Source organism: Amycolatopsis sp., from assembly GCF_036008905.1.
Lineage (GTDB): Bacteria > Actinomycetota > Actinomycetes > Mycobacteriales > Pseudonocardiaceae > Amycolatopsis.
Window position 1 is genome coordinate 14,567 of the sequence record NZ_DASYMU010000041.1, and the last position, 15,498, is coordinate 30,064.

15 protein-coding genes are annotated in these 15,498 nt (G+C 67.2%); 10 read left to right on the forward strand and 5 right to left on the reverse strand.

What is annotated here, in order from left to right:
• Positions 1 to 8: 8 nt before the first annotated feature.
• A complete protein-coding gene (locus VGP60_RS07995; protein WP_327547242.1) occupies positions 9 to 1,949 on the reverse strand; it encodes a discoidin domain-containing protein in 1,941 nt (646 codons plus the stop codon).
• A gap of 178 nt (positions 1,950 to 2,127) precedes the next feature.
• Positions 2,128 to 2,877: a class I SAM-dependent methyltransferase gene (locus VGP60_RS08000; protein WP_327547243.1), complete on the reverse strand. Its 750-nt coding sequence runs from the start codon at positions 2,875 to 2,877 to the stop codon at positions 2,128 to 2,130.
• 72 nt (positions 2,878 to 2,949) lie between these two features.
• Here VGP60_RS08000 and VGP60_RS08005 point away from each other — a divergent pair, with 72 nt between their 5' ends.
• The 8 genes from VGP60_RS08005 to VGP60_RS08040 all read left to right on the forward strand — a co-directional run bounded on the left by VGP60_RS08005 (position 2,950) and on the right by VGP60_RS08040 (position 9,382).
• Entirely contained in the window at positions 2,950 to 4,143 is a 1,194-nt protein-coding gene (locus VGP60_RS08005) for a lipid-transfer protein (RefSeq protein ID WP_327547244.1), read from the forward strand.
• Positions 4,144 to 4,152: 9 nt separating this feature from the next.
• Positions 4,153 to 4,584 (forward strand): type II toxin-antitoxin system Rv0910 family toxin, encoded by a 432-nt coding sequence (locus VGP60_RS08010; protein ID WP_327547245.1) that lies wholly within the window; start codon positions 4,153 to 4,155, stop codon positions 4,582 to 4,584.
• Positions 4,581 to 5,426: a MaoC/PaaZ C-terminal domain-containing protein gene (locus VGP60_RS08015; RefSeq protein WP_327547246.1), complete on the forward strand. Its 846-nt coding sequence runs from the start codon at positions 4,581 to 4,583 to the stop codon at positions 5,424 to 5,426. Before VGP60_RS08010 ends, VGP60_RS08015 begins: the two co-directional genes overlap by 4 nt.
• Positions 5,427 to 5,435: 9 nt before the next feature.
• Entirely contained in the window at positions 5,436 to 6,314 is an 879-nt protein-coding gene (locus VGP60_RS08020) for an SDR family oxidoreductase (RefSeq protein ID WP_327547247.1), read from the forward strand.
• A gap of 98 nt (positions 6,315 to 6,412) precedes the next feature.
• A complete protein-coding gene (locus VGP60_RS08025; RefSeq protein ID WP_327547248.1) occupies positions 6,413 to 7,132 on the forward strand; it encodes an acyl-CoA dehydrogenase family protein in 720 nt (239 codons plus the stop codon).
• Positions 7,084 to 7,197 (forward strand): acyl-CoA dehydrogenase family protein, encoded by a 114-nt coding sequence (locus tag VGP60_RS08030; RefSeq protein ID WP_327547275.1) that lies wholly within the window; start codon positions 7,084 to 7,086, stop codon positions 7,195 to 7,197. Before VGP60_RS08025 ends, VGP60_RS08030 begins: the two co-directional genes overlap by 49 nt.
• Positions 7,198 to 7,280: 83 nt before the next feature.
• Positions 7,281 to 8,831, forward strand: coding sequence for a long-chain-fatty-acid--CoA ligase (locus VGP60_RS08035; protein ID WP_327547249.1), 1,551 nt, complete (start codon positions 7,281 to 7,283; stop codon positions 8,829 to 8,831).
• Between the two features lie 8 nt (positions 8,832 to 8,839).
• Entirely contained in the window at positions 8,840 to 9,382 is a 543-nt protein-coding gene (locus tag VGP60_RS08040) for a TetR/AcrR family transcriptional regulator (RefSeq protein ID WP_327547250.1), read from the forward strand.
• 96 nt (positions 9,383 to 9,478) lie between these two features.
• Here VGP60_RS08040 and VGP60_RS08045 read toward each other — a convergent pair whose 3' ends face one another.
• Both VGP60_RS08045 and VGP60_RS08050 read right to left on the reverse strand, forming a co-directional pair.
• Entirely contained in the window at positions 9,479 to 11,479 is a 2,001-nt protein-coding gene (locus VGP60_RS08045) for an SDR family oxidoreductase (RefSeq protein WP_327547251.1), read from the reverse strand.
• 26 nt (positions 11,480 to 11,505) lie between these two features.
• Positions 11,506 to 11,730 (reverse strand): hypothetical protein, encoded by a 225-nt coding sequence (locus VGP60_RS08050; protein ID WP_327547252.1) that lies wholly within the window; start codon positions 11,728 to 11,730, stop codon positions 11,506 to 11,508.
• Between the two features lie 178 nt (positions 11,731 to 11,908).
• Here VGP60_RS08050 and VGP60_RS08055 point away from each other — a divergent pair, with 178 nt between their 5' ends.
• The gene (locus tag VGP60_RS08055) at positions 11,909 to 13,141 is read left to right on the forward strand and encodes an NAD(P)/FAD-dependent oxidoreductase (protein WP_327547253.1); all 1,233 of its coding nucleotides are present in this window, start codon (positions 11,909 to 11,911) and stop codon (positions 13,139 to 13,141) included.
• Between the two features lie 45 nt (positions 13,142 to 13,186).
• Here the strand turns inward: VGP60_RS08055 and VGP60_RS08060 are convergent, their stop codons facing one another.
• Entirely contained in the window at positions 13,187 to 14,440 is a 1,254-nt protein-coding gene (locus VGP60_RS08060) for a multidrug effflux MFS transporter (RefSeq protein WP_327547254.1), read from the reverse strand.
• A gap of 196 nt (positions 14,441 to 14,636) precedes the next feature.
• Between VGP60_RS08060 and VGP60_RS08065 the strand changes: the two genes are divergently transcribed.
• Positions 14,637 to 15,497, forward strand: a complete 861-nt coding sequence (locus tag VGP60_RS08065) for a fumarylacetoacetate hydrolase family protein (protein ID WP_327547255.1) — start codon at positions 14,637 to 14,639, stop codon at positions 15,495 to 15,497.
• The last annotated feature ends 1 nt before the right edge of the window (position 15,498 follow it).

Sequence of the window (15,498 nt, forward strand, 5' to 3'; positions counted from 1 at the left end):
CGGAGCGCTCAGGCGGGGTGGGCGCGGAGTTCGGAGAGCTGGGCGGCGGGCCAGCCGGTGTTCGCGGTGAAGGTCAGCCGGAGGTAGCGGGTGGAGGCCGTGGCCGGGAGCGTGATCGTCGCCTGGTTTCCGGAGGACGGGTTGAACGAGTAGGAAGCCGCGGCGGCGAGCGTCGTGAACGTCGAGCCGTTGGTGCTGCCTTGCACGGCGACGGTCTGGGAGCGGGCGGCCCAGGCCGTCGCCGGGGGCAGCGTGAGCACCAGCCGTTTGACGCCGGTCGCGGCGCCGAGGTCGACTTGGACCCATTGCGGGAACGCGTTGTTCGCGCTTTCCCAGTAGCTGTCGGCGTTTCCGTCGGTCACGTTGCCGCTGCCGTAGTTCTGCGTGTGGCTGCTCTCCGACGTCGGCTTGCCGAGCGCGAGGTTCGTGTTCCCCGATGGCGCGTTCGTGGTCACGTTCACCGTGTTCGACGCGCCCGAGCTGTTGCCCGCAGCGTCGAGCGCGGTGACGGTGAAGCTGTACGCGGTCGACGCCGTCAGGCCGGTGACGGTGTACGACGTTTCCGAAGTGGTGCCGCCGTTGCTCACGCGGTAGCCGGTGACGCCGATGTTGTCCGTGGAAGCGTTCCACGCCAGCGAAACCGTGGTGTCGGTCTGCCCGGTCACGCGGAGGTTGCCTGGCGCGCTCGGCGGTTGGGTGTCGCCGCCGCCGGTCAAGGTCGGCCGCGTCGGGCGGACGGCCGTCAGCGCGAGCTGTCCCTTCAGCATCCGGCCGCCGTCCGCGGTGAGCCGCAGGTAGTAGTCGGACGAACAGGGCGTGCCGTCCTCGTCGAGCGCCAGCATGCCCGAGCCGACGGGCACGGTCGCCAGCGTTTCGGCGGTCTTGGCGATCTGGTTGCCCTCGTTGTATTCGTCGAACATGGAAATGTAGATGCCCTGCGCCCCGGCGCGGATCACGTTGTAGAACTGCCGCCACATGAAATCGCCGTGCGCGCGATGACGTCCTTTGACATCACCCGGCATCACACACGGCTGATAGTCGACGCCGCGTGCAGTGCAATCGGCCTGATCCGGCACGGTGAGCCGGTTGTAGAAATCGTCGGAACCGCCGACCGTGCTGATTCGCCCGACCATCCACGGCGACACCATGTCGAACGCCCGGTAGACGTCCCCGAAGCCCGGGCGGGAATCCTCGACGCCGGTGCGCCAGTACGTCGGCACCCCGCCGATCACGTAGCAGCCCTGGGCCTTGAACCAGTTGATCACCTCGAGGCACGGCGGCGGGGTGAACGGGCGGCTCGGCTCACTGAAGCCGAAACCCCAGATGCAGACCACCGGTTTGCCGTTCTGCTTGGCGTACGCGGGCGACGCCGTCATCGCCTTCATCTTGTTCAGCCAGTCGGTCTTGATCTCCGGCTGGAAGTTCAGCCAGTCCGTGACGTCGTACATGATGTAGAACTTGCGGTCGTGCGACTCCGCCGCCGCGCGCACCTTGACGGCCATCGCGTCGCGTGTCGCGCCCTCGCCGCCGTTCGGGTTGAACCGCTGCAGCGCGGCGGTGTCACAGCCGTTCTGCTGCATCCACAGGAAATGCGTGTCGACGGTCTGCTGGTCGTACGACGAGAACAGCGTCGCGGGCTGGCCGTTGCCGAGGTTCTGGTACGCCGTCGGATACGTGTGGGTGTACTCGCGCATGTCCGGCCAGGCAACGATGTTGGTGTTGCTCGGGGACGGCGGCTGGCCCCAGTTCTGGCTCCAGTGCCACCAGCCGTTGATCGGCGCGCCGTCGCCGGGGGCGGCGAACCAGCCCTGGTAACCGACGGTGATCTTGCCGACGACGTCTCCGGGCGGACTGGCCGCGGAGGCACGTGTGAATTCCGGGAAGCCCAATACTCCGAGCGCGGTTCCGGCCATTGCCGTGGACAGAAAAGCACGACGTGAAACCGCCATGGGGGAATCCCTTCGATCAGCATTGACCAAGAGCATGGGGAATTGATTGCCCGAAGCGTAACCAGGCGGCGATAAACAAGCAATGAAACCGGACTCAGTAAGTTTTTGCGCCGTATTTTGCGTGAACCGGCAATCCTTTCCTCTTTTGTGACGGAAGCGACCGGCAGGCCCGCGGCGGTCAGTCGGCCTGCAGGACGAAGAACAGGAAGCTCGGGAAGGTGTCGAGGATGTGGAAGTCGTCGGGGAACAGCTCGCGGGCGGCCGGCACGGGGTGGGGTTCGTTGATGACGGAGATCCGGAAGCCGGCCGCGGTGAAGGCGTCGGTCATCGCGTGCAGTGGCCGGTTCCAGAAGCTCATTTGGGCGGTCTGGCCGCCCATGGTCCATTCTTCGGTCCAGTTGTGCGTCTCGAAATAGTCGGGCCTGGGCCCGGCTTGGCGATGGATGAGGTTGATCATGAAGGGATGGTCGACCGAGACGATGAGCCGGCCACCGGTCCTCAGCACGCGCCGCAGCTCGGTGAGCGTCGGTCCCCAGTCTTGCAGGTAGTGCAGTACCAGGGACGCTATGACGTCGTCGAACGAGTCGTCGGGGAAGGGCAGCGGGTCGGCCAGGTCGGCGACCCGCAGGTCCGCGTCGGCGCCGAGCCGCCGCCGGGCCTGCTCCAGTATCCCGGCGCTTTTGTCGAACCCGGTCACGATGGCGCCCCGGTCGCGCAACGCCGCGAACAGGGGTCCCGAGCCGCAGCCGGCGTCGAGGATCCGCCGGCCGGTGACGTCCCCGGCGAGGGCCAGGGTCGCGGGCCGTTCGTAGTAGGCGTTCATGAGGCTGGTCTCGTTCTCGGCCGTATATGCCCCGGCGAGGCTGTCGTAGTCGTTCGCTTGGGTCGGATCAGCGGGCACTGCACGGTTTTCTGGTGCCGGAGTCATACGACCGATCCTGGCACAACCACGATCACGAGAGTCTGGCTAACATACATCCTTGTTGGTATGTTCTTGCCCATGGCGAACAGGACGTATGTGGTCGGCGTCGGGATGACGAAGTTCGAGAAGCCCGGGCGCCGGGAAGACTGGGACTACCCGCAGATGGCGAAGGAGTCCGGCACCAAGGCGTTGGAAGACGCCGGAATTGCCTACGCAGAGGTCGAACAGGCCTACGTCGGTTACGTCTACGGCGAGTCCACCGCCGGGCAGCGGGCCGTCTACGAACTGGGCCTGACCGGCATCCCGATCGTGAACGTCAACAACAACTGTTCCACCGGCTCGACCGCGCTTTACCTTGCCGCACAAGCGGTGCGAAGCGGTACCGCCGACTGCGCGCTCGCACTGGGCTTCGAGAAGATGAAGCCGGGTTCGCTCGGATCGACCTTCGAGGACCGCGAGCAGCCGCTGCTCAAGCACATGCTGGCACTCGGCGAACTCTACGACTTCGCGATGCCGGCCGCGCCCTGGATGTTCGGTGCGGCGGGCCGCGAGCACATGGACAAGTACGGCACCACGCCCGAGCAGTTCGCGAAGATCGGCGAGAAGAATCACCGCCACTCGGTCAACAACTCGTACGCCCAGTTCCAGGACGTCTACACGCTCCAGGAGATCCTGGATTCGCGCCTGGTCTACGAGCCACTGACCAAGCTCCAGTGCTCGCCGACGTCGGACGGCTCGGGTGCGGCGATCATCGCGAGCGAGGCGTTCGTCGAGCGCCACGACCTCGCCGGCCAGGCGATCGAGATCGTCGGGCAGGCCATGACGACCGACTTCGCGAGCACCTTCGAGGCCAAGACCGCGGCCGCGCTGGTCGGCTGCGAGATGAGCAAGGCCGCCGCGCTCAAGGTGTACGAACAGTCGGGTCTCGGACCTGACGACGTGCAAGTCATCGAGTTGCACGACTGCTTCTCCGTCAACGAACTGCTGACCTACGAAGCGCTCGGCCTCTGCGCCGAGGGCGAAGGCGGCAAGCTCGTCGACGCCAACGACACCACGTACGGCGGCCGCTGGGTCGTCAACCCGTCCGGTGGCCTGATCTCCAAGGGCCACCCGCTCGGCGCGACCGGGCTCGCGCAGTGTGCCGAACTCACCTGGCAGCTGCGCGGCACCGCGGGCAACCGGCAGGTCGACAACGTCACCGCCGCCCTGCAGCACAACATCGGTCTCGGCGGCGCCGCCGTCGTCACCGCCTACCAGCGCGCCAACCGCTAAGGAGTTTTCATGGGCCGCATCACCGCGTCGGTCGACCTGCCCGCCGCACCGGACAAGGTGTGGGCGGAGTTCTCCGACCCCGGCAACTTCGAGAAGTGGCTGACCATCCACACCAAGTGGAAGGGCGACGTGCCGACGGAGTTCGCCCGTGGCGCCAAGGTGGCCGAAGTGGTCACCATGCTGGGCATGCCGAACACCATCGAATGGACCGTCGACGAGTTCGACGCACCCACCAAACTGGTGATCTCGGGCACCGGGATGGCCGGGGTGAAGGTCGGGTTCGCGCTGTCGGTGCAGGCGTCCGACAGTGGTTCCGTCGCGACCATCGACGCCGAGTTCAGCGGCCAGATGATCGTCGGCGCGCTGGGCAAGGCCGTCGAGAAGGACGGCAAGAAGAACCTCGACGCCTCGCTCGCGAAGTTCGCCGAGCTGGTCGGATGAGCGGGCTCGTCTTCGACCACGCCGGCCTCGGCCGATGGACCGACGAGAGCCGGTTCGAGGTGACGCGTGAGCGCATCGCCGAGTACGCGCGCGCCACGAACGACCCGATCGAGGAGCATCTCGCCGGGGACATCGCGCCGCCGGTGTTCGCGATCGTGCCGGTGTTCGACTCGCTGCTCGAACCGGCCATCGAGACCATGCCGGTCGAGCTGATCCGGCGGGTCGTCCACGGGGAACAGGACTTCGTGTTCCACCGGACGATCCGCGCGGGCGACAAACTGGTGTCGCGCGCCAAGATGATCGGCTGGGAGGGCCTGCCCAACGGCACCCGCTCGGCGACCTACCTCGAGTGCCGGACCGAGGACGGCGAGCTGGTCAACGAGCAGTACGTGATCACGTTCGTGCGGAGTTTCGACGTCGGCGAGACCGTCGGTGAGCTCTCGCCGGGGCACAAGTTCGACGAGTCGCTGCGCGCGCACGCGCCGGTCGCGAAGGTCGTCCAGCACGTCGACGACGACCAGACCTTCCGGTATTCACCCGCGTCCGGTGATCCGATGCCGATCCACCTCGACGAGGAGATCGCGAAGCTGGCCGGGCTGCCCGGGATCATCGCGCATGGCTTGTGCACCTTGGCTTTCACGTCCTGGGCAGTGCTCACCGAGGTCGCCGATTCGCGCACCGAGCGACTCAAGCGGCTCGCGGTGCGCTTCTCGAATCCGGTACTCCCTGGCCAGGACATGAGCACCTGGATCTGGCGCTCGGGCGCCGGAACCTATGGGTACGAAACCAATGTGGGCGACGCTGTCGTCGTCAAAGACGGCCTGGCCGTCATCGCGGACTGAGGAGCGGCAATGGGTGCACTGGACGGGCGGATCGCCGTGATCACCGGCGCCGGGCGTGGCATCGGGCGTGAGCACGCGTCGCTCTTCGCGCGGGAAGGCGCCAGCGTGGTGGTCAACGACCTGGGCGGCGGCAACGACGGCAGCGGCGCGGACGAGGGGCTCGCGCAGGAAGTCGTCGACGAGATCATGGCCGCCGGCGGCAAGGCCGTCGCCAACACCGACAACGTGGCCGATTGGAAGGGCGCGGAGTCGCTCGTCGATCAGGCCGTCAGCGAGTTCGGCGGGCTCGACGTCCTGATCAACAACGCGGGCATCCTGCGGGACGGGTTCATCGCGAGCCTCGACGAAGCGCAGTGGGACTCGGTGATCGCGGTGCATCTCAAGGGGCACATGGCGACCATGCGGCACGCCGCCGGGTACTGGAAGTCGCGGGTCAAGGCGGGCGAGCAGGTCAGCGGCGCGATCGTGAACACCGCGTCGGCGTCGGGCACGTTCATGCCGAACGCCGGGCAGGTCAACTACGGCGCCGCCAAGGCGGGGATCGCGGCGATGACTTTGGTCGCCGCACAAGAGCTTGAGCGCTACGGCGTCCGCGCCAACGCTATCGCGCCGATCGCCCGCACGCGGCTCACCCTGGCGACTCCGGGCATGGGCGCGATCTTCGCGCAGGAGGTCGAGGAAGGCGAGTTCGACGCGTTCAGCCCGGCCAACATCTCGCCGCTCGTCGCGTACCTGGCGAGCGAGAAATGCCCGCACAACGGGAAGATGTTCGCCGTGCAGGGTGGCGCGATCTCGCTGCTGGAGGGCTGGCACGAGGTCAAGACGACCGAGACCGAGGGGCCCTGGACCTTGGAAAACGTGGGAGACCGTCTCAACGGATGGGCGTGAGTGATGATGACCATCGCACTGGTCGGTGCCCTCGTCCTCGGCCAGTTCGCCGAAGCCGCCGCGCCGGGGTCAGCCTCGGGCTGGTCGCGTCGATCGGGGTGAGTATCGGGCTGACGGCGTCGACCATCCTCAGTAAGGGCACGCTGGAACAGAAACAGCGCTGGCTGCCGGGTTTGGCGACCTTCGAGAAGATCGGCGCGTGGGCGATCACCGAGCCGGACTCCGGTTCGGACGCGTTCGGCGGGATGAAGTCGTACGTCCGGCGCGACGGGGACGACTATGTCCTCAATGGACAGAAGACGTTCATCACGAACGGGCCGTGCGCGGACACGATCGTCGTCTACGCGAAACTCGACGAGGGCGACGGCGTGGATCGGCGTGAGCGCAAGGTCCTCACGTTCGTGCTCGATTCGGGGATGGCTGGGCTGACGCAGTCGAAGCCGGTCAAGAAGATGGGCATGAACTCGTCGCCGACCGGGGAGCTGTTCTTCGACAACGTCCGCCTCGGCCCGGACAGGTTGCTCGGTGAGCAGAGCGACGGCAAGGACAGTGCGCGCGAAAGCTTTTCGTACGAGCGCATGGGTGTCGCGGCGCTTTCCTTGGGAATTATCAACGAATGCCACCGGCTGTGTGTCGATTACGCGAAGAACCGGACTTTGTGGGGCCAGGAAATTGGGCGCTTCCAGCTGATCCAGCTCAAACTGGCCAAGATGGAGGTCGCACCGAGGTGGCGATGGAAGCCGTGCAGTTGTTCGGTGGCAACGGTTACCTGGCCGAATACCGCGTCGAGCAGCTGGCGCGGGACGCCAAGTCGCTGATGATCTACGCGGGCAGCAATGAAATCCAGGTCACGCAGATCGCGAAAGCACTATTGCGCAACTGAGAGTGCGTCTAAGAGGCTTGACCGTTCGGGGATCACGATGCACCATAGAGCACTCTATGTTGCGGCGCCCGAAAGGACCTGCCATGCCTGACACCGACGTCCGGTCGCTCGGAGACATTCTCGACCGCTGGGCGGGTGAGAAGCCGGACCTCAACGCGATGACCTACCAGGACAGCGCGTGGACCTGGCTGGAGCTGCGGGACCACATCGCGAAACTGGCGGGCGCGCTGGCGGCGGACGGGATCGGCAAGGGCGACCGGGTCGCGTTCGTGGACAAGAACCACGCGGCCTGCCTGCAGACGACGTTCGCGGCGGCCGCCGTCGGTGCGGCGAACGCCGTGGTGAACTGGCGGCTGTCGCCCGAAGAGCTGATCTACGTCGTGAACGACAGTGGAGCGCGAATCCTGTTCGTCGGCCCGGAAGTACTGTCCACCATCGAAACCATCCGCGGTGAACTGTCCACTGTGGAGAAGGTGATCGTGGTCGCCGACGAGTTCGACGCCTGGGTGGCCGCCGCCGAACCGTTCGTGGGCACGTCCGAAGTCGATTCACGCGACGGCGTGCTGATCTTGTACACCTCAGGCACCACCGGGTTCCCCAAAGGCGCGGTGCTGACCCATCACGCGCTGCTCGCGCACAGCGAGGCCGCGCTGTCGGCGTTCCCGCACACGGACCGGTCGCGGCTGCTCGTCGCCATGCCGCTGTTCCATGTCGGCGGAAGTTGTTACGCCATCTCGGGTCTCTTCGGCGGGATCCCCATGACGATGACCCGGGAGCCGGACCCGGCGTCGCTGTTCGGCGCGCTGGCGGCCGGGGCGACCCACGCGTTCGTGGTGCCCGCGGTGGTGGCGGGCATCCTGCAGGGCGGCGAGAAGGCGATCAAGGCGTTCTCGGGGTTGCATTACATGGGTTACGGCGCTTCGCCGATGCCGCTGCCGGTGCTGCGGCGCGCGCTCGAAGTGTGGCCGGACACGAACTTCGTGCAGGTGTACGGCATGACGGAGATGTCGGGCATGGTCACCGCGCTGTCCCCGGAAGCGCATCTCGACGCCGAACACCCGGAGCGTCTGGCGTCGGCCGGTGTTCCGTTGCGGGGGATCGACATGCGGGTGGTCGACCCGGTGACCGGCGAAGACGTCGAGCCGGGCGTAGCGGGCGAACTCTGGTTCCGTACCGAGCAGCGGATGTCGGGCTACCTCGGCAAACCCGAGGCGACCGCGGAGACCATCACTCCTGGGGGCTGGCTGCGGACCGGTGACATCGGCCGGGTCGACGACGGCGGGTTCATCTTCATCGAAGACCGGTTGAAGGACATGATCATCACCGGCGGCGAGAACGTCTACGGGCCCGAGGTGGAACGCGTCATCGCCGAGTACCCGGGCCTGGCCGAGGTCGCCGTCATCGGGATACCGGACGAGAAGTGGGGCGAAACGGTGAAGGCCGTCGTGTCCCCGGCGCCGGGCGAGACCATCGACGCGGAGAAGCTGATCGAGTACTGCCGCGCGCGGCTCGCGCACTATAAGTGCCCGCAGACCGTCGACGTCGTCGATGCGTTGCCGCGCAACGCGACCGGCAAGATCCTGAAGCGTAGCCTGCGCAAGGAATACTGGCAGGACAAGAGCCGCAACGTGTGAGGATTCCGGTGCCGACGATCGTCAGCAGGGAGCAGTACTTTGACGCGGCGCTCGACGTGCTCGCCGAGTCCGGGTTCAAAGGGCTCAACATCGGCCGGATGTGCAAGCGCCTCGGTGTGACTAGCGGGTCGTTCTACCACTACTTCGGCAGCTGGCCGGCGTTCGTCGGTGCGCTGCTGGAGTTCTGGGAGAACCGGCAGGTGGTGCTCCTGCGTGAGCTGGACTGGGGTACTTCGGGGCCGGAAGCGGACTTCGAGGCGCTGATGAAGCTCACCCTGGGCCTGCGCCACGGCGCCGAAGCCGCGATCCGCGCGTGGGGCATGAACGACGAAACCGTGCGCTTCGCGCAAAAACGCGTCGACGCCGCGCGGACGAAAACGGTCGGCAAAGCGGTCCTCGGCATCATCGGGGACCGCTCCACCGCGAAAGTCGTCACTTCGCTGGGCCTCGCCATGCTCATCGGCTACCAGCAACTCGCCGCCTCCGGCGACCCCGTCGACCTCGCCGATCTCCTGGCCCAGTTCACCCGCCTCGTCCACTCCCACCCCTGACGCTCCCGGCTTCCGCATGTCCGAGTGCAGGCTGTGCACACTCGCGGGCAAGTTGTGCACAGGTGTGGGCAAGTGTGGGCAGTCCGAACTTCGCTGCTAGCCCCGGCGCCGCCACGCGAGTCGGGTGACTGCCGCGGCGACGGAGGCCAGTGGGGCTTGGCGGGGGAGCCCGCGTGCTTCCGGCGCGGACTCCGGCATCGCGCGGTAAGCCAGGTGCGCGACGAACCGGGCCAGGCGTGGCGCGGTGAGGGAGGCGAGTTCGGCGGCCGTGCCTTCGGGGAGGTTGAGGATCTCGGGCCGCTTTTCGAGCGCCTTGATGACCAACGCGGCCGCGCGTTCGGGGCTGCTGGACGGGATCGCCTCATAGGACGCGGCGGCGGGCGCGATCATGTCCGTGCGCACCAGCGGCATCCGAAGCGAGGTGAAGGTGATGCCGTCGGACAGCGTTTCGCGCCCCGCGGTGCGGCCGAACTCCTCAAGTGCGGCCTTCGACGCGAGGTACGCGGTGAAGCGCGGGGTGTCGGTCTGCAGGCCTTGCGTGGTGACGTTGACGATGTGGCCGAAGCGCCGCTCGGTCATCGACGGCAGCAGGCCGAGGATCAGCCGGACCGGGCCGAAATAGTTGACGGCCATCGTGCGCTCGTAGTCGTGGAACCGTTCCGTCGAAAGCTGGACGGACCGCCGGATCGAGCGGCCGGCGTTGTTGACCAGCATGTCGACCGCGCCGTGCTCGGCGAGGACGTCCTTGACCAGCGCGTCGATCGCGTCGCCGTCGGTCAGGTCGCAGGGGTACGAGTGGGCCTTGCCGCCGCCGTCGGCGATCTCCTGGCGGACCTGCTCGAGCTGGTCGGCGCGCCGGGCCACGAGGAGGACCTCGGCGCCGCGTCGGGCGGCGGCCAGCGCGGACGCCTTGCCGATGCCCGAGGACGCGCCAGTGATGAGAACAACCTTGCCGTGCAACGGTCCGCGTGGGTCCTGCCGCCGGCCGCGGTCGACGTCGAGGTGCTCCAGCCAGTAGCGGTAGATCGGGCCCGCGTACTCGCGCAGCGCGGGGAGTTCGATGTCGCTCCCGGCCAGCGCGGCCGTGGTGACGGCGGTGTCGAAGTCCACCGGCATGCTCAGATGCGGCAGGACTTCCAGCGGGACACCGAGTTCTGCCAACACACTTGCCCGGGCGGACCGGCCGCCGGGGATGCGGTCGACTCCGGCGGCGGCGAGTTTCGCGACCCGGCTACCGGCGTTTTTGATGATCGCGGACACGCCTGCGGGCAGTGTCGCGCCGATGCGCGGGGCCCCGGCGGCGCGGGCGAAGGCGTTGTAGACCTCGTTCAGCGGCTGCGGCCGCGGCGAAGCGAGGTGGTACGTGCTGCCCGACGGCGCTTCGGCGTGCATGAGATGTTCCATCGCCTCGACGACGTAGTCCACCGGGACGAGGTTCGTCGCGCCGAGATCCGGTCCGGCGAGCGGAAGCCGGGCGGGCAGCGCGGCGAGGCGGGAGATCGCGGGCAGGAAGTAGTACGGGCCGTCGATCTTGTCCATCTCGCCGGTCCGCGAGTCGCCGACCACCGCGGAGGGGCGATACACCCTGTACGGCACGGCAGTCTGCTCGCGCACGAGCTTCTCGGCTTGGAACTTCGTTGCGTGGTAAGGCGAAGCGAAGCTCTGGCCGAGGTCGAAGTCGGCTTCGGTGAACTTCCCGGCGTAGGTCCCGGCGACGGCGATGGACGACACGTGGTGCAGCCAGCCCGCTCCGGCCGCGGCGGCGAACGCGATCGTGTTGCGGGTGCCGTCGACGTTGGCGGCGCGGTTCGCGGCATCGCCGGCTGTCAGGTCGTAGATGGCGGCCAGGTGGACGACGTGGTCGACGCGTCCGAGGGCGGTGATGTCGACGCCCAGCGCGTCTTCGGTGAGGTCGCCGATGACGGGGACCAGTCGCTCGGAGTTCGGCCAGTGCTCGGCGAGCGCGGCCAGCTTGCCGCGGGAGGTCTCCCGGGCGAGTGTGTAGACGGTTTCCGTGTCGCGCCGGTTCAGTAGGCGCGCGACCAGGCGTTTTCCGAGGAAACCGGTTGCGCCTGTCACGAAATATGTCTTTTTCATGTCTTGATGATGCCACTACCTACCCGTCAGTAGGAAGGGGTGTCGGCTTCGTTCTCCGGAGTTCGTGCCACGACGACCACCGCGTCCCGCAAGGCCGCGCGCAGGCGCCCGACGTCGAGAGGACCCAGAACGGCGGCCTCTCCGGGGGGTACGACGAGCACGACCTTGTCACTGCTGACGAACACGGTCACGTCTCTGCGCCTGCCTGCCAGGTCGCGGCAAGAGATCGACCATTCGTCCCGAGTCGACACGGCCTTCGCCCTCCTTGATTCGTCCAGTTTTTCCGGTTCTTCTATGGCTGTGACGGGTGGGCCACGCGGTCGTGACGCGGAACTCCGTAAATTACTACCGACGGGTTCAGTGGGCTGCTCGAAGACGCCGACAGCGGTAGCGTCCGGGTGAAAACGCTTGCAATACCCGGGAGGTTCGATGTCTGACCCCAAGAGAATCGTGATCGTCGGCGCTGGTCTGGCGGGTGCGTCCGCCGCGGCGGGGCTGCGGGACCGTGGTTTCGCGGGCGAAATACTCCTTCTGGGCACCGAAAAACATCGCCCGTACGAGCTACCTCCGCTGTCCAAAGGTGTACTTCTCGGCGACAAGGACGAACCCGATTGGGTGCGCGACGAATCGTTCTACGAAGAGCACGCCATTACCCATCGGCAAGGCGTCACCGCGACGCGGGTCGAACTCGGCGCGCGGCTGGTGCTCGACGACACGGGCGGCGAACACAGCTTCGACAGGCTGCTGTTCGCGACCGGCTCGCGGCCGCGCTCGGTGCCGGTGCCCGGCGCGGACCTCCCCGGGCTGAAGACGTTGCGCACCATCGAGGACTCGCTCTCGCTGCGCTCGGCGTTCATCGACGCCGAACGGGTGGTGATCGTCGGCTCGGGCTGGATCGGCTCAGAAGCCGCCGCCGCTGCGCGTAAGCACGGTGCCGAAGTCACCGTCGTCAGCCGGAGTTCGGCGCCGCTCGTTTCGGTTCTCGGTGACGAGGTGGCCGCGGTCTTCCACGGTCTGCACACCGAACACGGTGTCAACTGGCGGTTCGGTGCGAAGGTCGCGGAGTTCACCGGCGGCCCGGACGGTGTCCGCGGTGTCCGGCTGGGCGACGGCGAAGAGCTCACCGCCGACGTCGTGCTGGTCGCCGTCGGCGCCGCGCCGCGGGTCGAACTCGCGCATGCGGCCGGGCTGGAGATCGCCGATGACGGCGGCGTTTGTGTCGACGCGGGTTTGCGCACGGCCGCGCCGGATGTCTACGCCGCCGGGGATATCGCGGCGCATTTCCATCCGCGGTACGGAAAGCGGGTCCGGGTGGAGCACTGGGCCAACGCGAAGAACCAGGGCACGCACGTGGCGGGGAACCTGATCGGCGAGAACGAGCCGTACCTGAACTCGCCTTATTTCTTCTCGGACCAATACGACCTTGGCTGCGAATACCGGGGCCTGGCGGATCTCGACACCGACGAGCTCGTTGTCCGCGGCGATCTGGCGTCCCGCGAATTCACCGCGTTCTGGGTGCGTGGCGGTGAGGTGAGCGCGGCGATGAACGTCAATATGTGGGACGACGGCGATGCGCTCAAGTCCCTTGTGGACGGTCGCATGAAGGTGACCGCGGCCCAACTCCGAGACGACGATCTCGCGAAACTCGCCGAGACGTCGTAAGCGAGTTACGTATCGCCATCTGTCGACAGATGGCGATACGTGCGCCTAGGCGGTGAGGGGGACGTCGGCGACGGGCAGGGGAGTCTTGGCGCGGGCGAGGGTGAAGAAGACGAGCAGGGCCAGGGTGGCGAACCCGGCCATGACGAGGGCCATCGGCACCGCGGTGTCCGGGCCGCCGAGGCTGACCAGCGGCGTCGCGAGGCCGCCGATGACGAACTGCAGCACCCCCAGCAGCGCGGACGCCGAGCCCGCGTTCCCGGCCTGGTCGGCCAGCGCCAGCGAACTCGCGTTCGGCATGACCAGCCCGATACTGGACACGAGCACGAACAGCGGCACCAGCAGCGCGACGAGCCCGAGGTGCAACGACGTCGCGAGCAGGACACCGACACCGCCCGCGAACGACGCCAGCAGGCCCGCGATCAGCAGGGTTCGTTCCGGGAGCCGCCCGACGATCAGGCCGTTGAGCTGCCCGACGAGGACGATCCCGATGCCGTTGAGGCCGAACGCCAGGCTGTATCCCTGGGGGCTGAGACCGTAGATGTCCTGAAGTACGAACGAAGACCCGGAGATGTAGGCGAACAGCCCGGCGAACATCAACCCGGACGCCAATGCGTAACCGACGAACGACTTGTCGCGCAGGATCCGCGCGTAGGTGCGCAGGATGCTCATCGGCCTGGCTGGTTTGCGCAGCTCGACGGGCAGCGGCTCGGGGAGCGAGACGGCGACCACCGCCAGCAGCAGCGTGCCGAACACGGTCAGCACGACGAACACCCCGCGCCACGACGTGAGCGTCAGGATCTGGCCGCCGACGATCGGGGCGAGGATCGGCGCGAGGCCGTTGACCAGCATCAGCGTCGAGAAGAATTTCGTCATCGCGGTACCCGAGAACAGGTCGCGGACGGTGGCCCTGGCGATCACGATGCCCGCCGACGCGCCGAGCGCCTGGATCACGCGGGCGACGATCAGCAGCTCCGCGCTCGGGCTGACCACACACAGGATCGAGCCGACGACGTAGAGCGCGAGCCCGGCCAGCAGCGGCTTGCGGCGGCCCATCGCGTCGGACAGCGGGCCGACCACGAGCTGGCCCAGCGCGATCCCGATGATGAACGCGGTCAGCGTCAGCTGCAGGACCGTGTCGGAGCTGTGAAGATCGTCGGTCATGGTCGGCAGCGCCGGCAGATACATGTCGATGGACAGCGGCCCGAACGCCGACAGTCCGCCGAGGATCAGCGCGTAGCGCGCCTTGCTGTGCTTCCTGATGCTTTGGTCCCGGACACGCTCAGCAGTACCCGCGCTCATCAATCTCCCGCCAGTGTCGAGTCAACCCCTGGACAGGAACTTGCTTCGGGTTGGTAAATATTCCGTGAGCGGACAACCATCCGATGAATATATGATACATAACCGGCATTGCTCTAGCCGTGATCACGACAGATGCGGTATACATCCGATGTCTGATCGTCCCGTTGTAAGGATCGAGTTGTTGGAAGGAACGCCCGTGCAGTTGCTGCGTCTCGGGGAACCGGGAAGTGAACGTCCCTTCGTGCGTGCCAGCGACGGTACGCTCCATGACCTCACTTCGCTGACCTCTGACATCGATGGCGGCTTCCTTGCCGCCGACGGGATCGCCAGAACCGCCGCCGCGCTCGAAAACGGCGCGTTGCCCGTGGTGGAGGAGTCATCCGATGTCCGCGTCGGGTCGCCGATCGCGCAGCCAGGCAAGGTCGTCTGCATCGGGCTGAACTACCGCCGCCACGCCGAGGAGACCGGCGCCGCCATCCCGGGCGAGCCCGTGGTCTTCATGAAGGCGCCGGACGTCGTCGTCGGCCCGGCCGACCCGCTGTTCATCCCGCGCACCTCGACGGCCACCGACTGGGAGGTGGAGCTCGGCGTGGTCATCGGCCGCACCGCGCGCTACCTCGACAGCCCGGCCGACGCGCTCGACCATGTCGCCGGGTACGTGCTGTCCCACGACGTCTCCGAGCGCGACTTCCAGATCGGCCGCGTCGGCGGCCAGTGGGACAAGGGCAAGTCGTGTGAGAACTTCAACCCGCTCGGCCCGTGGCTGCTCCCGGCGAGCCAGGTCGCCGATCCGCAGGACCTGGGCCTGCGGCTGTGGGTCAACGGCAAGCAGTGGCAGAACTCGTCGACGAGCGACATGATCTTCACCGTGGCCGAGATCATCCACCACCTCAGCCAGTTCATGGTGCTGCGCCCGGGTGACCTCATCAACACCGGCACGCCCGAGGGTGTCGCGCTCGGCCAGCCCGAGCCCAAGCCGTATCTGCGCGACGGCGACGTCGTCGAGCTGGAGATCGACGGGCTCGGCCGGCAGAAGCAGACGGCGAGGCAAGCCTGAC